Source organism: Patescibacteria group bacterium, from assembly GCA_028707065.1.
Lineage (GTDB): Bacteria > Patescibacteriota > Patescibacteriia > Patescibacteriales > WJLG01 > JAQTUZ01.
In genome coordinates, this window is the sequence record JAQTUZ010000001.1 from 39,199 (window position 1) to 57,977 (window position 18,779).

The 18,779-nt window shown below is 45.9% G+C and carries 15 protein-coding genes and 1 pseudogene; 7 read left to right on the forward strand and 9 right to left on the reverse strand.

Going from position 1 to position 18,779, the window contains the following annotated elements:
* Positions 1 to 3: 3 nt before the first annotated feature.
* Both aroB and PHE24_00215 read right to left on the reverse strand, forming a co-directional pair.
* Entirely contained in the window at positions 4 to 1,068 is a 1,065-nt protein-coding gene (aroB, locus tag PHE24_00210; protein ID MDD4901551.1) for a 3-dehydroquinate synthase, read from the reverse strand.
* 134 nt (positions 1,069 to 1,202) lie between these two features.
* Complete coding sequence (locus PHE24_00215; protein ID MDD4901552.1) at positions 1,203 to 2,456, reverse strand: serine hydroxymethyltransferase; 1,254 nt, start codon at positions 2,454 to 2,456, stop codon at positions 1,203 to 1,205.
* Positions 2,457 to 2,675: 219 nt separating this feature from the next.
* Between PHE24_00215 and PHE24_00220 the strand changes: the two genes are divergently transcribed.
* On the forward strand, positions 2,676 to 3,110 hold the full coding sequence (locus PHE24_00220; GenBank protein ID MDD4901553.1) for a hypothetical protein: 435 nt from the start codon (positions 2,676 to 2,678) through the stop codon (positions 3,108 to 3,110).
* An 81-nt stretch (positions 3,111 to 3,191) separates the two neighbouring features.
* Here the strand turns inward: PHE24_00220 and PHE24_00225 are convergent, their stop codons facing one another.
* The 6 genes from PHE24_00225 to PHE24_00250 form a co-directional block, all read right to left on the reverse strand.
* On the reverse strand, positions 3,192 to 3,788 hold the full coding sequence (locus PHE24_00225; protein MDD4901554.1) for a hypothetical protein: 597 nt from the start codon (positions 3,786 to 3,788) through the stop codon (positions 3,192 to 3,194).
* Positions 3,778 to 4,713 carry a DUF475 domain-containing protein gene (locus tag PHE24_00230; protein ID MDD4901555.1) on the reverse strand — a complete coding sequence of 312 codons (936 nt, stop codon included), beginning with the start codon at positions 4,711 to 4,713 and terminating at the stop codon, positions 3,778 to 3,780. Before PHE24_00230 ends, PHE24_00225 begins: the two co-directional genes overlap by 11 nt.
* Before the next feature lie 135 nt (positions 4,714 to 4,848).
* Complete coding sequence (locus PHE24_00235; protein MDD4901556.1) at positions 4,849 to 5,208, reverse strand: cytochrome b5-like heme/steroid binding domain-containing protein; 360 nt, start codon at positions 5,206 to 5,208, stop codon at positions 4,849 to 4,851.
* Positions 5,209 to 5,226: 18 nt separating this feature from the next.
* Positions 5,227 to 6,264, reverse strand: coding sequence for a lipocalin family protein (locus tag PHE24_00240; GenBank protein ID MDD4901557.1), 1,038 nt, complete (start codon positions 6,262 to 6,264; stop codon positions 5,227 to 5,229).
* 171 nt (positions 6,265 to 6,435) lie between these two features.
* The gene (locus PHE24_00245) at positions 6,436 to 7,017 is read right to left on the reverse strand and encodes a hypothetical protein (GenBank protein MDD4901558.1); all 582 of its coding nucleotides are present in this window, start codon (positions 7,015 to 7,017) and stop codon (positions 6,436 to 6,438) included.
* A gap of 85 nt (positions 7,018 to 7,102) precedes the next feature.
* Positions 7,103 to 8,911 (reverse strand): tRNA uridine(34) 5-carboxymethylaminomethyl modification radical SAM/GNAT enzyme Elp3, encoded by a 1,809-nt coding sequence (locus PHE24_00250; GenBank protein ID MDD4901559.1) that lies wholly within the window; start codon positions 8,909 to 8,911, stop codon positions 7,103 to 7,105.
* Positions 8,912 to 9,052: 141 nt separating this feature from the next.
* On the opposite strand from PHE24_00250, the gene PHE24_00255 reads away from it, so the two are divergent.
* From PHE24_00255 to PHE24_00275, 5 genes and pseudogenes are all read left to right on the forward strand, one after another.
* Positions 9,053 to 10,051 (forward strand): hypothetical protein, encoded by a 999-nt coding sequence (locus tag PHE24_00255; protein MDD4901560.1) that lies wholly within the window; start codon positions 9,053 to 9,055, stop codon positions 10,049 to 10,051.
* Between the two features lie 269 nt (positions 10,052 to 10,320).
* A pseudogene (gene rpsO / locus PHE24_00260) lies at positions 10,321 to 10,581 on the forward strand (30S ribosomal protein S15).
* 307 nt (positions 10,582 to 10,888) lie between these two features.
* Entirely contained in the window at positions 10,889 to 11,386 is a 498-nt protein-coding gene (locus PHE24_00265) for an NYN domain-containing protein (protein MDD4901561.1), read from the forward strand.
* A 97-nt stretch (positions 11,387 to 11,483) separates the two neighbouring features.
* On the forward strand, positions 11,484 to 11,996 hold the full coding sequence (locus PHE24_00270; GenBank protein MDD4901562.1) for a membrane lipoprotein lipid attachment site-containing protein: 513 nt from the start codon (positions 11,484 to 11,486) through the stop codon (positions 11,994 to 11,996).
* A 460-nt stretch (positions 11,997 to 12,456) separates the two neighbouring features.
* Positions 12,457 to 14,721, forward strand: a complete 2,265-nt coding sequence (locus tag PHE24_00275) for a polyribonucleotide nucleotidyltransferase (GenBank protein ID MDD4901563.1) — start codon at positions 12,457 to 12,459, stop codon at positions 14,719 to 14,721.
* Between the two features lie 500 nt (positions 14,722 to 15,221).
* On the opposite strand, the gene PHE24_00280 is transcribed toward PHE24_00275, so the two are convergent.
* Positions 15,222 to 15,383, reverse strand: a complete 162-nt coding sequence (locus tag PHE24_00280; protein ID MDD4901564.1) for a hypothetical protein — start codon at positions 15,381 to 15,383, stop codon at positions 15,222 to 15,224.
* Positions 15,384 to 15,612: 229 nt separating this feature from the next.
* Here PHE24_00280 and PHE24_00285 point away from each other — a divergent pair, with 229 nt between their 5' ends.
* Complete coding sequence (locus PHE24_00285; protein MDD4901565.1) at positions 15,613 to 18,552, forward strand: PBP1A family penicillin-binding protein; 2,940 nt, start codon at positions 15,613 to 15,615, stop codon at positions 18,550 to 18,552.
* Positions 18,553 to 18,779: the final 227 nt, after the last annotated feature.

Below are 18,779 nucleotides of genomic sequence, written 5' to 3' on the forward strand. Positions count from 1 at the left end.
TATTTATTTTAGGGATTTTCTTATTATATTCTCTTCAACGGCAAAAGCAAATTGTCCTTCCTTTTGTTTAACTGTTCCGATTTTTATCGGCAGAACAAAACGCGGACTGCCGGATTGCGCTTTTTTATCATACTCCATTATCTCAACGAGCTTATTAATATTACCTTTATAAACAGTAGGCAACCCAGCGGAATGAATAAGTTCATTCTGACTGCTCAAGTCAGCGTCGCTTAAAAGCCCGAGCAAATTAGAAATTTTTCCTTCAAAAACCATCCCCAACGCGACCGCCTCACCATGAGAAATCTTATAGTTCTCAATCGTTTCAATGGCATGGCCGATAGTGTGGCCGTAGTTCAAAATTGTTCTTTCCCCAGATTCTTTTTCGTCTTTGCTGACAATCGCCGCTTTAATTTTGGCCGCTCTTTCAATAATTTCCACCAATTCTTTTTCTCCAAGATTTGAATAATTATTTTGTAAAAATTCATATAATTTAGCATCTTTGATCGTTCCGTATTTTATCAATTCCGCCAAACCATTTTTAATTTCTTTTTTCGGCAAAGTGTTTAAAAAATTTATAGCGGTAATCACGGCGACCGGCTGATAAAAAGCGCCGAATAAATTTTTTCCTTCGGGCATGTCCACTCCGGTTTTTCCGCCAATACTACTGTCCACTTGAGCCAGCAAAGTTGTCGGTATTTGAATAAATTTAATTCCTCTTTCGAAAATAGAAGCCAAAAATCCGGCTAAATCACCAACCACTCCGCCACCCAAAGCGATTATCATCGATTCTCTACCAAAACCATTTTTAATCATTTTTCGGCCAAGAGAAATAACCGTGGCGAATGTTTTTGATTTCTCGCCAGCTGTAAAACTAAATACTTTTGAAAACAAGCCGGCTTGATTAAGTTTTTTTCCCAAATCTACGGCATAAAGCTTCCCGACATTCGAATCTGTAATGATAGCAAATTTACCGCAGCCGAATTTTTTGAAATTTTCTTCAGCAACAATACCTTTTCCGATTTTTATCGGATAACTATTATTTTCAAGATTTACAATTATTTCAACCATAAATGTCAGGAATAAACCCACCCTTCCGCCAGCTGGCGGATCGCCGGGCTCGGCACCCCTCCCCCACGCATCGCTATTGCTTTACGGGGCAGGCAAGAGGGGAATTAAAAACGTTACGCATTATGAGTTATGAGTTATGCGTTACGCGAGGTGGGCAGCGGAAATTTTCCGCAAAGTTTTTTCACTTCTTTTTTCAGCTCGGCCAATTTCGTTTCGTCATTTTTATTCATTATCGCCTGGTCGATCCACTCGGCGATTTTCGTCATTTCCGCTTCTTTCATGCCGCGGGTGGTAATCGCCGGCGTGCCCAGGCGGATCCCGGAAGGATCCATGGGCGAGCGGGGATCATCCGGCACCATATTTTTATTGACCGTGATTCCGGCCTTATCTAAAGCGATTTGCGCCTCTTTACCGCTGATATTTTTATTGGTGACATCGATCAACAATAAATGATTGTCAGTTTGCCCGAAACAAATACGATAATCGCGTTTCTTAAATTCTTTTTCCAAAACTTTGGCGTTCGCCATTATCTGGCGGGCATATTCTTTAAAACTCGGCTCGAGCGCTTCCTTAAAAGCCACAGCCTTGGCGGCAATATTATTTTCATGCGGGCCGCCCTGAAATCCGGGGAAGACCGACTTGTCGATCGCCTTGGCGAACTTTTCTTTGCACATGATCATGCCGCCGCGGGGGCCGCGCAAAGTTTTGTGCGTGGTCGTGGTAACAATATCGAGGATCGGCACCGGATTATTCATCGCCCCGCCGGCAATCAGCCCGGCGATGTGAGCGATGTCAGCCATGGTAATGGCGCCGACTTCATCGGCAATCGCTTGAATTTTTTGATAATCGATTTCGCGCGAATAAGCGCTATAGCCCACCAAAATTAATTTCGGTTTATGCTCGATCGCCATTTGGCGGAGATTATCCAGATCGATCACACCCGCGGCGTTCGTCTTATAGCGGACAAAATTAAAAATTTTCGCCATATAAGTTACCGGGTGGCCGTGCGTCAGATGTCCGCCATGCGATAAATCCATGCCCAAAATCGTATCGCCCGGTTCAAGCAAGGCAAAATAGACGGCAATATTGGCCGGCGCGCCCGAAAGCGGCTGGACATTGACGTGCTCGGCGCCAAAAATTTTCTTGGCCCGCTCGATCGCCAGCGTTTCGACTTCATCGATAAATTGGCAGCCGCCATAATAACGCTTGCCGCAATAACCTTCGGAATATTTATTGGTCAGCACCGAGCCGAGCGCTTCCAGCACGGCCGGTGAAACGAAATTTTCCGATGGGATCATCTCCAGACCCTCTTCCTGCCGCTTGGTTTCTCTGGCCAAGGCCGCGTAAATTTCCTGATCCTCTTTTTTTAAATTTTTATATTTAAACATAGCAAAGAATTGTTAAAAATTATTAAAATCCGGCTAATTGCCGCCTATTACACCATAAGGCCCAAAATTATGACTAATGTCTTAATATTACAGCCTAAAATTCGCTCTGTCAAAACTAAAAATCCAAAAAAACAATAATTTCTTTGACAAATTATTTTTTATAAATTATTATATTTAGTTCCCTGTTTTTTCACTTACCAAAAAAGAAAGGTCGTATCCATGGATCAAACAAAAGCTGTTGCCCGGCAAAAAACTTCCCCGGGATCCGTGGCAGAGGCGATTGTCTTTGCTCCGGGTAAAACGATGTGTTCGATTTTTTTTCTTCCCAAATCCTGCCGCGATCGCGCCGTAGTCCCGATAGTTTATGAATATTTCTATGACGACGAAAATCTTGCCGCTCTGTTGAGAGCCAACTCGCGGGAGCAAAACGTCGTCAGACAAATTATTTTGCTCGGCGGCAAATACCTTGTTTCGACCGCCACCGGGACGATCATGGATTTTAACCTGCCCGGGCTGCCCAAAACCGAACAGCTCGATTATTGTTCTTTTTCCAAAAAAAATATCGAGGCCGCCAAACGATTGGTAATGGCCGCGGAGATTGAACAGGCGGTGGCCGCCCTGATCTACTGGCCAAAAACGCAGGGCGAAGCATAAGCAATCCCGGCTCAATCTATTTTTCGTATTACAAAACCGTTAAACCCCGGCCAGGCTTAACGGTTTTTTCTTTTAGCCGCTTTATTGTCCGGTCGAATCCTGCGGGATAATTTCGAACCGAGCGGCCATTTCCGCAAAGATCGCGTCATATTGGCAAGAATTTTCCACGCAATAATGCTGCAATTTATAGAGAATGTCGCCGGAGACGGCGTTGATCTGGGTAATGGAAATCCTTTTGCCGATAATTTGATTGACGTATTTTTCCTCCCGGCCCAAAAGCGGCCCGACTTTGACCGGCTCGGTCGAAGTAACAAATTGCAAGCCCGGAATGCCTTTTTGATTATTGGCAAAATCCTCTTTCATAAATTCCGCCAGAGTAGTGGTGCTGTTCTTGGGCAGGGAATAAACGGAGATTACCACTTTTTCCGCCACGGTATTGGTCGCGATCGAACCCGGCGGCAAATAAAAAAGAAACATTCCCTGCTTTTGTTCCTGCCAATCGCCCGGAATGTAAACGCTCAAAGTTTTGTGCGTCATCTTTTGGGGATTCTTAATCGCGCCAAAATCATGCCCGTTTTTGTCGGCCGTATTTTGCTGCGGTAAAAAATTAATAAAAGCGCAGCCGCTAAGCGAGAGCGCCAGAAAAAAAATCACGGTTAAAAAAATTTTATTTTTCATTTGCTTTTAATGATATTTTTTTAAGATGATGGCATGATTTAAGGAAAAAATAGCCGACCACCGCGAAAGTCACCAGCGGCGAAAGGTAATTCGGGATATTCACTCCGAAAGAATCGAAGAGCATGATGGCGCCGAGAAAAAAAATCGAATACATCGCTCCGTTTTTCAAAAATAAATATTTTTTTATTCTTTCAATATTGCTGATGGTAAATTTTCTCACCACATAAGCGCCCAAACCGTTGCCCGCGATGATCAGCGGCACCGAAAGAGTAAAGGCAAAAGCGCCCAGCACGCCGTCGATGGAAAAAGTCGCGTCGATTATTTCCAAAAACATTATTTTGCTCACATCGGACAAGCCGCTGCCGGATAATTTCCGTTCGCTTTCTTCGGCGTTTTGCTTAAAACCATGGGTGATAAAAAAGGCGGTGGAACCGACCACGGCGCCAAAAGCGAGCATCGGACTCTCCTTCAGGGCAAACCAGACGATCACCGCCAATAAAAAAGAAACGACGGCAAAAAACCAAACGCCCTGGGACTCGATGAATTTTTCGCCATACAGGCCGTAATTCTTCGGCTCCAAAAAGAGCCAATGAAAAAATAAGAATATCAAGAATACGCCGCCGCCGATCAAAAGCGTCGGCGCGGAAAGTTCGATCGCCCTAAGGACGGAAGGGTCGTTGGAAAAGGACGCCACCAGCGCGCCAACCGGTCCGAGCGACGGCGTTACTCCCCAAACGATCGCCCAAGGCAGCAAGCCCCTGACCACAAAGACCGCGAAGATCAAGCCCCAAAGCAAAAACCACCGGCGGGCGCGGGCGCCCATCGTGGAAAGAACTTGCGCATTGATAATGGCATTATCAATGCTGGAAATCGTCTCAAACAGACAAAGTCCGACAATGATGATTAGGATAGAAAATAAATCCATAAAAATAATATAATCTGAATACTACAAATTGTATCCGAATTCTACGAACTCTACAAATCGAAAAATTTTCCGTAAAAAACGTTCGTAGTATTCGGTCCGCCAGCTGGCGGATTTCGTAGGTTCGGATTATATTTTTTATCGAGCTAAGCTTCCAATATAATATTGTTCCAAGGTCTGCCGGTCGATGTCAAAATTAGGCTGACCGGAATTTTTCTCGTCGGCATCAAAAACGGCGGTGGCGTCGCGGCCGCAATAAGCCGCGATAGCCGCTTCTTTGTCCGGATTAGGCGCGACATGATCGGTGATGTTGTAAATATTATTATTGACCACCAGCCAGCAATCGGTCGACGAATTATGCTCAGCCACGGTCAAGAAGGGAATGCCGGTTTTCACCGCCGGTGCCGGAACGACAACCGATTTTTTCGCGCCGCAAGCGGAAACCAAGCAAAGAACAAAGAACAAAGAACAAAGAACAAGAATTTTTCTCTTACTCATAGCTGGCAAATTTAAAAATTATTTTAATCGTTTCTGCAACTTTTTGATCGTTTCGCTGAAACTTTCTTTGAAAAAATTATAAGCTTTGTATTGCGAAGGCCGGCCGACCAATTCGAGAAATCCAAAACCTGACGCTTTCCGATTGCCAAAATAGCCGGAAACGGCCAGCGGTCCTTCCCAATAATTGATCGTGCCAAAGATCATTTCCTGATTTTTAATCAGCGGCGCGACTCGCAATTTTATTTTTTTCGCCGGTATTTCAATCAGCCAATTGAGCGGATACTTGGCTTTGGTCTTCGGGCTGGCCCACGCTTTGCCGATCGGCGTGAAAATAACTTCGGTCAAATGTTCAGTCTTGCCGTTAGGATAAGAAATATCAGCCAAAGTCATTTTTTTATTCTGGCTCGATAACTCGAAACAAACCATTTCCGTATTATCATCCAGCTGCAGCGAAAACCAATTCCACTCATCTTTAGCATAGGGCGCATTCGCCCATTGGTGATCCATCCAGGATTTGCCCGTCACTTTTATTTTCTGGCCGCCGATCTTGATCTCGCCTTCAGTTTTTAAGTTGGTCAACGAATAATAATAGCTGCTCCTTTTACCCAGATCAAGCTGGCCCTGGCCGCCCTCCAAAAGCGGTTTTTTGGTCGAGGTTAAAATCAAATCAAAATTTTGGGATTTAATTTGATATTTAAACGGCGCGGTTTCCACCATTGCCGAAACAAGATACCCGTCAAGAAAATTAGTGTCAATATAATTGACGAACAAAAGCGGCTGGCGAAAACTGTCCCGCGAGATGAGAGAAACATAATCGATCACCGGATAGGATTTTTGTTTTTTGATATCCGACAGAATTGAATGCGAAAAATAAGCTTTGGCAAACGGCATTTTTATGAACGGCAAATTGACCTTTTTCGGTTTGGCCTGAAAAAGGCAGTCCATAAAAGCATAACGGTTACCCGCCTTGTCTTGGAGGTTGCCGTTCCAATACCACCACTCGATTATCTTGTCGTGCGCGAGCTCGTCTTGCGGAAACTTTATCGCGTAACTCATAACGCGTAACGCGTAACGGAAAATCGTAAATCCGATTTTCAATAATTGATTACGTTGGCGTTTTTATACCTCCATTATACCACAAAACACCATTAAAAATCTTTTGGATAAAAAATCCTCTTGCTGTCAAAGACAAGCAAGAGGAGGGGTTAAAGAAAAAAGTGACAAGTTTTAAACTGTTACGGAACGGGAACGAAGAGTGTCATGGGAGAAGGACGGATCGTGCCGGTAGACCTCAACCTCATCGATGCCGAAGAAGACGTGCGGCACGCGGCCATCAGAATAGCGCGAACCCGGGCACAAAGAAATACTATTAACATCGATTGGGGCTCCGCACGTTAGAAAATTCTCGAGGGAAAACTGCGAGACCTCAAGCGAGGTCATCGTTTCAATGCCGCGTTCCCAGATTTTTTCCGCTGAAAGCAATTTTAGCTCTGCGTCGCCCTTATTCGCTTCGCGATGGCCGCCGTGACGGATAATATAACTTTGATCCGGCCAACGGTCGTGTTTAGCTTTCCCTAAAATATCAAGTTCGGGTGAAAAAGAATAATCAATACCCAATTTTTCCCGGAAAACTTTTTGGATCAACGCATGAGTAAACCCTCGGGGGACGATCAAAAACGGCAAAGATAAACCGTTTTTTTCAATCGATTTTTCCATCACCGCCTGCAATACAACGATTTCCCCTAGGCGCAACCCATAAATTAGCCGGCAAAAATCATCCTTTTCTTGCAAAAACAGCCTGCAATCCATAATAAACCGCCTTTCTTTTTTATTTCTTAATTTTAAAAATGTTCAAACGAAATTTACCCGAATTTAGCATAAAAAATAAAATCTGTCAATTCTGCCCATTTTTTTTAACCATATATCCTTCTTCAAGGCGATAGCCGAGCTTTTTATAATAACCGCGCGTGCCGATCCCGGCGATAACCGCAATTTGATTAAAATTATTCTGTCGGGCGATCTTTTCCGCTTCGGCCAAAAGTTTTCTTCCCAATCCGCCGTGCTGGATTCCCCCCTCCTTTTCAAGGAGGGGTTTGGGGGTGGTTCTCCCGCCGACCGGCACCAGCTCGCCATACACATGCAACTCTCTAACTATTGCCGAATTATTTAAAAAAGAATATTTTTCATCCGCTATCTTTTTGTCATCCTGAGCGCCGCGCGAAGGATCTATTGTCCGAGAAATTTTCAATTTCGCAATAAAAAATTTTGATTGAATAAAATCGGCGTTCTTACAAAATAGATCCTTCGTCAGGGACTCAGGATGACAAAGAAACGGAAGGCGTAAACGGCAAAAACCGTAAAGCGTTTTCCCGTCTTGTGAATCAAAAGAAATGAAATATTCCTGTCCGCCCGACGCGGGATATTCTTGAATATTCAATTTCAACTTTCCAGCTTTAATAGTTTTATCTTTAACTTCGCGGCAGCGGATGCAGCGGCAGCGCGCGCCTTCCTGCTGCATAACCTGGCGCAGATTAGTGATCGTGTTTCCCGCTTCGATCGATTCGCCGGGAATATCGCGGATCAATCTGATAATCCGGACATATTCGGGCACTGCTTTTTTGCAATCGATAATTAGCTGACGCAAAACTTTATCGGAGTACGGGCGATATTTGCCAGCCTTCCACCATCGATAAAGTTTTGAACCCTTAGTCACGACTGTCGGATAAAATTTTATCTGGTCCGGCTGGAAGCGCTCGTCAGAAAATGATTGCTTGAACATCGCCAGATCTTTTTTAGCCGTCGCGCCGGGCAAGCCCGGCATCAGATGATACGTGACTTTGAACCCAAAATTTTTCAGCAGTTCGGTCGCGCGGACAATTTCGGCCACGCCGTGACCGCGATTATTTTTCGCCAAAATTTTATCATCGACCGCCTGCACGCCCAACTCGACCCGCGTCGCGCCCAGCTCGCGCATTTCGATCAATTCTTTCTCATCAATATAATCGGGCCTCGTCTCCAAAGTAATACCGATAATCTTATATTTTGCTTTTTCGTTTTTCTTCTGCTCGGAAAATAATTGCTTTTTAGTTTCTTCCAGCTTTAACACACCCCGTCTTGCGCGGCGCAAGCCACCCCTCTCGAGAGGGGACTTCTTATTTAATGCCCCGTCGCAGTCTCCGCCGCGGGACTGCGACGAAAACTCATTTGCCGCGCGGAAGCATTCTTTGATAAACCAAAATTTATAAGCGCGGGGCAAGACGCTCCAAGTTCCGCCGATCACGATCAGTTCGATCTTTTCCGGGCGATGGCCATTGATCTCCAAAGCTTCCAAGCGCGTCCGCACCTGCTCGTACGGATCATATTTATTACGGATCGCCCGCATCACGGCCGGCTCGTTAGACAAATAACTTTTTGGCACGTTTTTTTCCGTGGGGCAAAACGCGCACTTGCCCGGACATTTCCAAGGCTTGGTCAAAACCGCCACCGGCGCCACGCCGGAAAGCGTGCGCACGGCGCGCCGCTTTAACAGCCGCGCGAATTTTTCATCGAATTTAACCCGGCCGCTTTTTACCAAAAGCAAATACTCCCGCCACAGTTCCGAATGCCGGGGAAGTTCTTCACCTTTTTTGACCAATTTCCGCTTCAGGGCCATCAATTCTGCGGCGGTTTTTGGTTTTTGCTTAATAATTTCACCGATCATCATTGTTTAATTATACTGCTATCATATAAAACCACAAAACGTTGCTTGACAAATCGCAATTGCTATTATAAAGTAAGGGGATTTTTGAACCTTGCCAATTAAAATGGAAAATTTCATTTACCATCAACCAACAGAGGAGGCCTTATGCCTTATCTATTCCTTTTTTTGGGTTTGCTGTTAGCGAGCCCGATCGCGGCGGCGGGTGATAGCATCGCCTGCCCGACTTCCAAAGGATTGACTTCGCTGACGGATTCCCTGATCAAACAGGGCAAGGACGGCAAATGGGGCCTATACGGACTGACCACCAGAACGAGAAACTATGATTCAGTTAATTCGGCCAATCGGTACGAGATCGATGACACGCGCAAGACTCTGCGTAAGCGGGATATGGTGATTGTCAATGCGGGAATCACCGCCGAGCAGGCCACGCTGGCCCTGCATCATCCCGATTCGCTGACCTCGGCAACCACAGTAAGCAAGTATGATGGCTGGCAATTTTGGCTGACAGAAAAAAAATCAGCCACCGGCATCGCTTATCATGGTGATGAGCAAAAGACGGTCCAGAGGCAGACCAACGAGCTGGAGTCAAAAGTGTCTTGGAAGCTTGCGCTTTGCCTCTTCCTTATAAGCCTCTTCAGCGTTCTCTGCGCCCTGGATCTTTCCAAAAATACGCGGTTTAGAAACTCGAAGCACTTGATTTTCGCGAGTCTCTACTGTCTGGCGGTGATGGCCGTTCTGGTCAGCGAAGCAGTTGCCCTTTTCCAGACTCCGGCAATTACCTGGCCCAGAAAATTGCTGCTCGTGAACCTGGGGGCGTCCTTCCTTTTTATGGTCCTGATTGCCTTCAGCTTCAAAGATCAGCTGAAAATCCTGGTTAAGCCCAAGCTTAAGTTCGAAATCAAAGGAGCAGTCAGAGAATGGGTTTTGCCGCTGGGAATTTTCACGATCGCGGAATTGGTGATTTACGCCGGCATGATCACCAACAGCTCTTTTGCTTTGTTGGGCTATGCGGGCGTTGCCGTCGCGTTTTTTCTTATTTTCGCCGGGCTCCCGGCCGGAATTGATGGCTTTAAAAATTGGCGGAGCAAAAAAAAGCCCGTCAAAACCGCACAACCACCCCAACAACCGCCTCGGAAGCAATGATGAGTCAAAGCGAACAGTACTCCTGTTCGCTTTTTTATTTACCTTATGATTAAATTGGCCGGCGACCACCTCGCGTATTTGCGGATGGAAGAACATAATGCGAAACTACGTTTCTTACTTCTAACTTCTTACTTCGTTCCGGTTTCTCTTGCTTTTTCCGGCCTATCGTGTTATCTTTATTGTATCTTTAAAAATTAACTGTTTACCCCAACTTGGTTGCGGCAGAGGCTCTTTGAGCCTTAACCGTTTCTCGGCTGGGGAAAAAGCCAATGTTAGACAAAAAAATCAAAGAAAAGATCATCAAAAAGTTTCAGGAACATGCCAACGATACCGGTTCGCCGCAAGTGCAGATCGCCATTTTGACCGAAGAGATCAAACAATTGACCAAGCATTTGCAGGAACACCGCAAAGATTTCTCTTCCCGCCGCGGTTTATTGAAGAAAGTCAGTGAACGCCGAAAACTTTTGAAATATCTGCAGAAAGAGAATGAAAAAGCTTTCAAGGACGTGGCGGAAAAATTAAAGTTGAAGATCGCCAAAAAAATGGAAGACGATAAAGAAAGGGAAGATGAACTGGCTCGCCTGGCCGAAGAAGGCCACGAGGAAGACCTGTTGAACGAAGCCGAGATCGCCGAAAAAAACGAATAGTTTTTATAATATAGGCCCAGCTTTTGGGTCTATATTTGTTAAGAGGCTTTTTACAAATTTTCAAGTCAGTATATAATGCGAATACTACAAATTGTGCGCGAATACTACGAACGGATTTAACGAATTAAAAATAATTCGATAAATAATTTGCGGTATTCGCGAATAATTCGTTGTATTCGCATCATGTCATATGATAAAACATAAAGAACAGAGGGTTGGGGTGCTTGTTGATGCCTCCAATATGTATCATTCGGCGAGAAATCTTTTCGGCGCGCATCTAAATTATAAAGAAGTTTTGGACGTCGCGGTCGCCGGCCGGAAATTGATCCGGGCGATAGCTTACGTGGTCAAAACCGAAGGCGAAGAAGAAACGCCGTTTTTTGAAGCTTTGTCGCAGTTGGGTTTTGAAATTAATATGAAAGACTTGCAAATTTTCCCGGGCGGAATGAAAAAAGCCGACTGGGATGTCGGTCTTTCGGTCGACGCGATCAAGCTGGCGGAAAAATTGGATGTGATTGTTTTGGTTACCGGCGACGGCGACTATCTGCCTTTAGTTGAATATCTGCAAAACACCAAAGGCTGCCTCGTCGAAGTCCTCGCCTTCCGCAAATCCGCCTCATCCAAACTGATCGAAGCCGCCGATGATTTTATTGATTTGAGCGAGAATAAAAAATTCTTGATTCGCTAATTTTTTATAACCAGCTTGCTCATATAATGCGAACCTACGAATTGTACGCGAATACTACGAACAGTTTAACGAAGTTTATTCGACTATTAATAAACCTATGAAAAAAATTATTTTCCTTTTCGTTTCCGTTTTATTATTAGCAGGATGTGATTATAAAATTGTCAAAGAGCAACCAACTCAAAATTTTACAATACCGTCTATCGGCCAAATACAAACGAGCTCTCGGGCAACGCCAGAAACTAATACACAAACTAAGCAAAGTAATTTAACCTTACAAGCTAAATGTTCAAAAGATGCTGAAAATTTTTTTAATCTACATTGGCGCAAATCCATTCCTACCGGAATGTTAGCCTTAGATTATCAAAATCATTACAACAAAACTCTTGATAAATGCTTTATACTAATAATATTCAATTTCAAAACTGACATAGGCGACGGATCTCCGGCGTCATACACAAATGATAAATTTTTATATGACGTTTACGAGAATGTTCAATATGGAACAATAGATATTACAGACAAAATTTTACAAAAGTGTGAAGTTTCTAGTAAAAAATGTGTTTCCCTCGATGATTTTAATAATTTATCCGAATCATACATGAATAATTAAACCTATCGATGTTTAATACTATGAAAAAGTGTCCACGATGCCATTCGGAAAAAATAGAAAACTTACACATGGCCATTCTTCGCCGAGATGGTAAACCAACAAAATTTATGGGAGAGGCTGATTTTGTTAATTGTCAATGTGGAAACTGTGGCGAAAAATTTAAAATTCCTTATAGCGAGCATTGAAAAATTTTGGAAATGACGCGCAGCGTAGAGGCCGTGCAAAATTGCGTTGTCCGAAGTCCCGCTTCATTATTACAATTTTATAAACGAAGGCGGGCAAGTATAGCAATTTTGCTAGGCTTCATAGCGGAGCGGCCCAAAATTTTTCCTGCGAGCAGTTTTTGCGCCACTTTTTTAAAAAAGTGGCAAAAGATATTTTAATTAATTTAAATAACGCCTGGTCGCCAAACATGCAGTTCCCAATCGGACTGAAGTTTGTCGGCCAAGCACAAAAGAAAATGTCAGAAAAATTTCAAGAACAAAGAGTGTCCGGACCATGGCTTGGCCGGGAACTCTCCTTGCGCGCCGGTAAAGTGGCGCTGCAGGCCGATGCGGCCGTCATCGCCCAATATGGCGAGACCGTCGTCTTAGCCACCGTCGTCGAAGCCCAGGAAGAGCGCAACATCGATTATTTCCCGCTGACCGTTGATTTTGAAGAACGGCTTTATGCCGCCGGCATCATCAAAGGTTCGCGCTGGATCAAACGAGAAGGCCGCCCGACCGATGAATCGATCTTAAACGGCCGGATGGTCGACCGTTCTTTGCGTCCGCTTTTTTCAGGTGTTTCGCGCAAAGATACGCAGATCGTCTGCACCGTGCTCTCTTATGACACGGAAAATAATTACGACATCGTCGGCTTAGTCGCCGCTTCGGCCGCGCTTTCCATTTCCGGAGTGGAATGGAAAGGCCCGGTTGGCGGAGTCAAAGTCGGCTTGATCGATGGCAACATAATTTTCAATCCGACTTACTCGCAAATGGCGACCAGTCAGATGGAATTGACTATCGTCGGCACCAAGGAGCGCACGATTATGATCGAAGCTTCCGCCAACGAAGTAAAGGAAGAAATAATGCTGGATGCGATCAGCCAGGCGCAAATCGAAATGCAGCCGGCGATCGAATTGATCAACGCCTTTAAGAAAAAAGTCGGCGTCAAAGAAAAAATAGAAAAAACCCAGCTGCTTTCCCCGGAACAGATCCAAAAATCCGAAGAAAAGAAAAAATTGATCGCTATTGCCGAAGGCTGGCTCAAGAAAAATGTTTATCCCATTCTTTTTGACAAGCAATATTACACCAAGGGTGATAGAAAATTAGCCGTGGCCAAGATCGAAGCCGACCTGGATAAATTTCTTTTCGACCAAGGCATCGACGAAGATCAACGCGGCTTTATCGTCGGCCAAACCGTCGAAGGCGCAGTCTATTCCGAAATAACCAAACAACTTTTGGATAACGAACGCCGCGTCGACGGTCGCAAGCTTGACGAGATCCGTCCGCTTTATTCGGAAGTAAATTTATTGCCGCGCAACCACGGCTCAGGTCTATTTATGAGAGGCGAGACCCAGATCTTGTCCATCATCACTTTGGGCGCTCCGGGCTTGGAACAAAACCTGGAAGGATTGGAAGGCAAGAGCACTAAGCGCTTTATGCATCATTATAATTTTCCTTCTTACTCGGTCGGCGAGACCGGACCGAACCGCGGACCGGGCCGCCGCGAGATCGGCCATGGCGCTTTGGCGGAAAAAGCCTTGCTCCCGGTCGTTCCGGAAAAAAATGATTTCCCTTATACCATCCGCGTCGTTTCCGAAACCATGGGTTCGAACGGCTCGTCTTCGATGGCTTCAACCTGCTGCGCTTCATTATCCTTGATGGATGCGGGCGTACCGATCAAGCGTCCGGTCGCGGGCGTGGCCATCGGTTTGGCCTCCAATGCCGATATGAGCCAATGGAAAGTCTTAACCGATATCCAGGATCTGGAAGATGGCCAAGGCGGGATGGATTTTAAGATCACCGGCACGTCAGTTGGCATCACCGCGATTCAACTTGATACCAAAACCGATGGTTTGACCATGGAAATAGTCGAAGAAGCTTTGGAGCGCGGCCGCAAAGGCAGAATGCAAATCCTTGAAGTCATGACTCAGGCTATTCCCGCGCCAAGAGCTGAATTATCCAAATATGCTCCGCGCGTGGTCAGCTTCGCGATCAATCCGGACAAGATCCGCGACGTGATCGGCGCCGGCGGCAAGATCATCAACAAGATTATCGAAGAGCATGAAGTTGAAATTGATATTGAAGACGACGGTATGGTCTTTGTCACGGGTTCGAAAGCCGAGCAAGTGGCCAAGGCGGTCGATTGGATCAAAAATATCGCCCACGAATTCAAGGTCGGCGAAATCTTCACCGGACCGGTGGCGCGCATCCTGGACTTCGGCGCTTTTGTCGAATTAACTCCGGGCAGCGACGGCATGGTCCATGTTTCCAAATTGGCGCCGTATCGCGTCGGCCGTCCGGGCGACTTGCTTGATCCGGGAATGATGGTCACGGTCAAGATCGACGAGATCGATGAAATGGGCCGCATCAATCTTTCGATGAAAGATTGCCCGGAAAATGCCCATCTCTGGGTTGACAAGAAAGGCGAACAGAAAGGTGATTTCAATACCGGCTTCCGCCCGCGCCGAGACTTCGGCGACCGCGGCGGCAATCGCGGACCAAGACGAGAGCGGAGATAAGTAAAAAGTAATAAGTAAAAATATATAAAGAAAAGCCGTTCGGAGAAATCCGAGCGGCTTTTTTGTTAACCATTATTTGCTTGATTAACAATGTGATGTTAGGTACCCCATCAACAGTATGATTACTGCCACGATGATGGTCACTACCCAATCCTTTCTTGTCATCTTTTTTTGCTTCTTTTTTCCTTTTCCTTGTTCGATGTCCCCGTCTTGGGGGGCGCTTGAGTTAAACATTGTAAATAACTCCTTTTTATTGGTGAAAAAACAGTTTATTTCTGTTTATATCTTAGCACCATTTTACCTTTTTGTCAATAGCCAAAAAACACCGCCTTTTTCTGCTTTTTTGAGTTTTATCAGAATCTCCCCTCTCTCGATGAACTCAAGACAGGGCGCAAGGCATCCTGACGCGGTCCACGGCGATATTCTGCCGGGACCAAACTAAAAATAAAAAAACACTTACCTCCCGGTAAAGTGTCGTTGGATTTTTGGCCAATTATTTTTCACCATGGCCATGACGAGAAATAAGCGACGGCAGCCTGGCAGCCGAAGTAGCAAAGTGCCGCTAGCGCCAGGATGATGACGCCGAGGATGAGATACTTGCGCGCCTTGCCGCAACTCTTTTCCTTCTTGTCGGTCTTGAAATAATTCTCATGGTCGTGCATACGACCTCCTTTATAAAAAAGAATTGAAAATTTTCAATTGTTTGTAGCTTAGCGCTATTTTATCCGTTTGTCAACAAACAACGCTAAAAATTCTTTAAATCCCCTTTTTGTCTCTGGTTGCTGACCCGTCCTTATTTTTTAGCAGCCCTTCTCTGATTATGTTATAATAAGCTTAGCTTGACGTTATATTATTTTAAAGGTAATATATTTGCTTGTCTTCCAATAATTTATGAATTTTCAACAAACCTGGTCTTCTAAGAAGGCCAACCACACTCCGATGAACAACGGTTCCAATTGGCAATCGAAAAACAAGAAAGGCTTTTCCCTTGCCAAAATTATTTTCAATAAAACTTTCTTCAAGATCATCGCCGTCCTCTTTTTACTGGGCGTGGTTTCGCTGTTCGCCGTGTTCGCCTGGTTTTCCCGCGACCTGCCCAATCCGAATCAGCTGATGGACCGCCAGGTGGCGCAAAGCACCAAAATCTATGATCGCACCGGCCAAAATATCCTTTATGATATCCACGGCGACCAGCAACGGACATTGGTAGAGCTGAAAGATATTCCCAACTATGTAAAATGGGCGACGGTGGCCGTGGAAGATAAAAATTTTTACGAGCACAAAGGCTTCAGCTTTTGGGCGATCTTCCGCACCATCGCCACTAACATTCTTTACCACAAAAAAGCGGGCGGCTCCACTTTAACCCAGCAATTCATCAAAAACGCGGTTTTGACCAATGAAAAAACTTACACGCGCAAGATCAAAGAATTGATTTTGGCCTACAAGATGGAAAAGAAATTTTCCAAGGACCAGATCTTGCAGCTGTACCTGAACGAGATCCCTTACGGTTCGACCGCTTATGGCGTGCAGGCGGCCAGCCAGCGCTATTTTAAAAAAGACGTCAAGGATCTGACTTTGGCCGAAGCCGCTGTCTTGGCGGCGCTGCCGCAATCGCCGACGGTTTATTCCCCTTACGGCTCGCACAAGGACGCGCTGATCAAGCGCCAGCAATATATTCTGGGCCTGATGGCCGAGCAAGGCTATATTACCAAAGATGAAGCCGAAGCGGCAAAAAAAGAGCAGCTCAAATTCGCGCCGAACACGGAGAATATCACCGCGCCGCATTTTGTCATGTATGTCAAAGAATTGTTGACGGAAAAGTACGGTGAAAAAATGGTTGAGCAGGGCGGCTTGAAGATCACCACCACGCTTGATCTTTCCAAACAAAAAGCGGCCGAGCAGGCCATCGGCGATTGGTGGAACAAAACCAAAGTAATTGATAAAAAAACCGGCAAGGAAAGCAGCTATAATAGTTTTGGCGCTTCCAACGCCGCCCTGGTTTCCCTTGACCCCAAAACCGGGCAAGTGCTCGCGCTGGTGGGTTCCCGGGATTTTTTCAACGAAGAGATCGATGGCCAGGTCAACGTCGTCACTTCCTTGCGCCAGCCCGGTTCATCGCTTAAGCCCCTGGTTTATTCGGCTCTTTTTTTGAAAGGTTATACTCCCAACACCATCCTTTATGACGTCTTGACTAATTTTTCTTCTGATCCGAAAAAACCCTACACTCCCAAGGATTTCACCGGCAACGAGCTGGGCCCGGTTACCATTCGCACGGCTCTCGCCGGATCGCTGAATATTCCGGCGGTCAAAGCTACTTATTTGGCCGGTCTGGACAATATCATCAGCCTGGCCAAGACTTTCGGCTATACCAGCTTGAACGATCAAAGCCGCTTTGGCTTATCGCTGGCTTTGGGTGGCGCGGAAGTTGAATTGCTGGAACATGCCAATGCTTACGGAGTTTTTGCCCAAGAAGGCATTTATCATCCGGTGGCTTCGATCTTAAAAGTCGAGGACAAGGATGGAAAAATCTTGGAACAATGGCAGCCCACGGAACAAAATGTTTTGGATCAAAATGTGGCCAGAGAAATCAATGATATTTTATCTGATAACAATGCCCGCGCTTTCATGTTTGGCGAACGTAATAATTTAATTTTGCCCAATCGGCCGGTCGCCGCCAAAACCGGCACCACCAACGACTATCATGACGCTTGGACAATGGGCTACACCCCTTCCTTGGTGGCGGGCGTTTGGGTGGGCAATAGCGACAACAAGGCGATGAACAAGGGAGCTTCGGCCGCCAACGCCGCCGGCCCGATCTGGAACGGATACATGAAAACAATTTTAAACAATACGCCGGTGGAACAGTTCACCAAGCCGAACATTCCCGTAACGGGCAAGCCGATCTTAGACGGCATAATTCCGGGGCAAACGGTCAAGATCGACAAAGTCACCGGCCTCTTGGCCACCGACCTTACTCCTCCGGAAATGATCGTGGAAAAAACTTTCCAGCAAAATCACGATATTCTTTTTTACGTCAACAAAGATGACCCTACCGGCCCGGTGCCAACCGATCCGGCTAGCGACCCGCAATTCGCCGAATGGGAAAAAGACTTGCAGGCCTGGACTGCCAAGCAAGCCGCCAGCTCCACGCTTGCTTTATCGACCGGCACGCCGCCGACTTTATACGACAACGTGCACACCCAGGAGAACAAACCAACCATAAAAATTATCGGTCCGATCAACAACGCGATCCTCACGGGAAATTTATTAACGACCGACGTCCAGGCTGACGCGCCGCGCGGAGTCAGTTCGGTAAAATATTACATCAACGACAATCTCTTTGCCGCCAAAGAAGGGCATTTCTTTAATTTAAACAATCAGCCGCTGGCTTTCTTGGCCAATGGTTATCACAATCTCAAAGTAATGGCTTGCGACGACGTGGGCAATTGCTCCTCCGACTCCGTGGAAATCAATCTGGTCGGCGGCAGCGAAAATATCAACGCTGCTTTTTCCGCGGCCATTGCCTGGCCGTCAAGCGGTCTGGCTTTGGGGGAAGGAGAATTGCCGGCCAATCTTAAATTCCAATTATCCAATCCCGGCCAAGTCGGCCGCGTCGATGTTTACGCCCGCGCCAACGGCGGTGAAGATTCCTTCTTGGGTACGATCAATTCAGTCACCGGCAGTGAAGTTTCGTTCCGCTGGCCCGGCCCGGATCAGTCAGGAACTTACACTCTTTTCGGCAAAGCCTATAGCTGGGAAGGCGATCTGGTAAAAACCAACGAAACAACGGTAACGATCACGCGCACGCCCGCCACCGTCGCCTTGCCTTAAAATAGTCAATAAGATGGTTACAAAATAGTTTTGTAACCATCTCAATTTAAAAACCGTCGTCTTAAAGGGGCGGCGGTTTTTCGTTTTTTATTTCTTGATTGCTTTTTTTCGGATTTTTTTTGGATATAGCGCGGCCTTCCATTTTCTAATTTCCCGCATGCTTAGCTCCCTGTCCAACCATGGCCGTTTTTTTGCCGGGGTTTTGCCGCAACGTATCGCCACTGACT

Bases quoted from the DNA above. Each gene is read 5' to 3' on its own strand.
- aroB (MDD4901551.1), bottom strand. From the start codon at position 1,068: ATGGTTGAAATAATTGTAAATCTTGAAAATAATAGTTATCCGATAAAA.
- PHE24_00215 (MDD4901552.1), bottom strand. From the start codon at position 2,456: ATGTTTAAATATAAAAATTTAAAAAAAGAGGATCAGGAAATTTACGCG.
- PHE24_00220 (MDD4901553.1), top strand. From the start codon at position 2,676: ATGGATCAAACAAAAGCTGTTGCCCGGCAAAAAACTTCCCCGGGATCC.
- PHE24_00225 (MDD4901554.1), bottom strand. From the start codon at position 3,788: ATGAAAAATAAAATTTTTTTAACCGTGATTTTTTTTCTGGCGCTCTCG.
- PHE24_00230 (MDD4901555.1), bottom strand. From the start codon at position 4,713: ATGGATTTATTTTCTATCCTAATCATCATTGTCGGACTTTGTCTGTTT.
- PHE24_00235 (MDD4901556.1), bottom strand. From the start codon at position 5,208: ATGAGTAAGAGAAAAATTCTTGTTCTTTGTTCTTTGTTCTTTGTTCTT.
- PHE24_00240 (MDD4901557.1), bottom strand. From the start codon at position 6,264: ATGAGTTACGCGATAAAGTTTCCGCAAGACGAGCTCGCGCACGACAAG.
- PHE24_00245 (MDD4901558.1), bottom strand. From the start codon at position 7,017: ATGGATTGCAGGCTGTTTTTGCAAGAAAAGGATGATTTTTGCCGGCTA.
- PHE24_00250 (MDD4901559.1), bottom strand. From the start codon at position 8,911: ATGATGATCGGTGAAATTATTAAGCAAAAACCAAAAACCGCCGCAGAA.
- PHE24_00255 (MDD4901560.1), top strand. From the start codon at position 9,053: ATGCCTTATCTATTCCTTTTTTTGGGTTTGCTGTTAGCGAGCCCGATC.
- PHE24_00265 (MDD4901561.1), top strand. From the start codon at position 10,889: ATGATAAAACATAAAGAACAGAGGGTTGGGGTGCTTGTTGATGCCTCC.
- PHE24_00270 (MDD4901562.1), top strand. From the start codon at position 11,484: ATGAAAAAAATTATTTTCCTTTTCGTTTCCGTTTTATTATTAGCAGGA.
- PHE24_00275 (MDD4901563.1), top strand. From the start codon at position 12,457: ATGTCAGAAAAATTTCAAGAACAAAGAGTGTCCGGACCATGGCTTGGC.
- PHE24_00280 (MDD4901564.1), bottom strand. From the start codon at position 15,383: ATGCACGACCATGAGAATTATTTCAAGACCGACAAGAAGGAAAAGAGT.
- PHE24_00285 (MDD4901565.1), top strand. From the start codon at position 15,613: ATGAATTTTCAACAAACCTGGTCTTCTAAGAAGGCCAACCACACTCCG.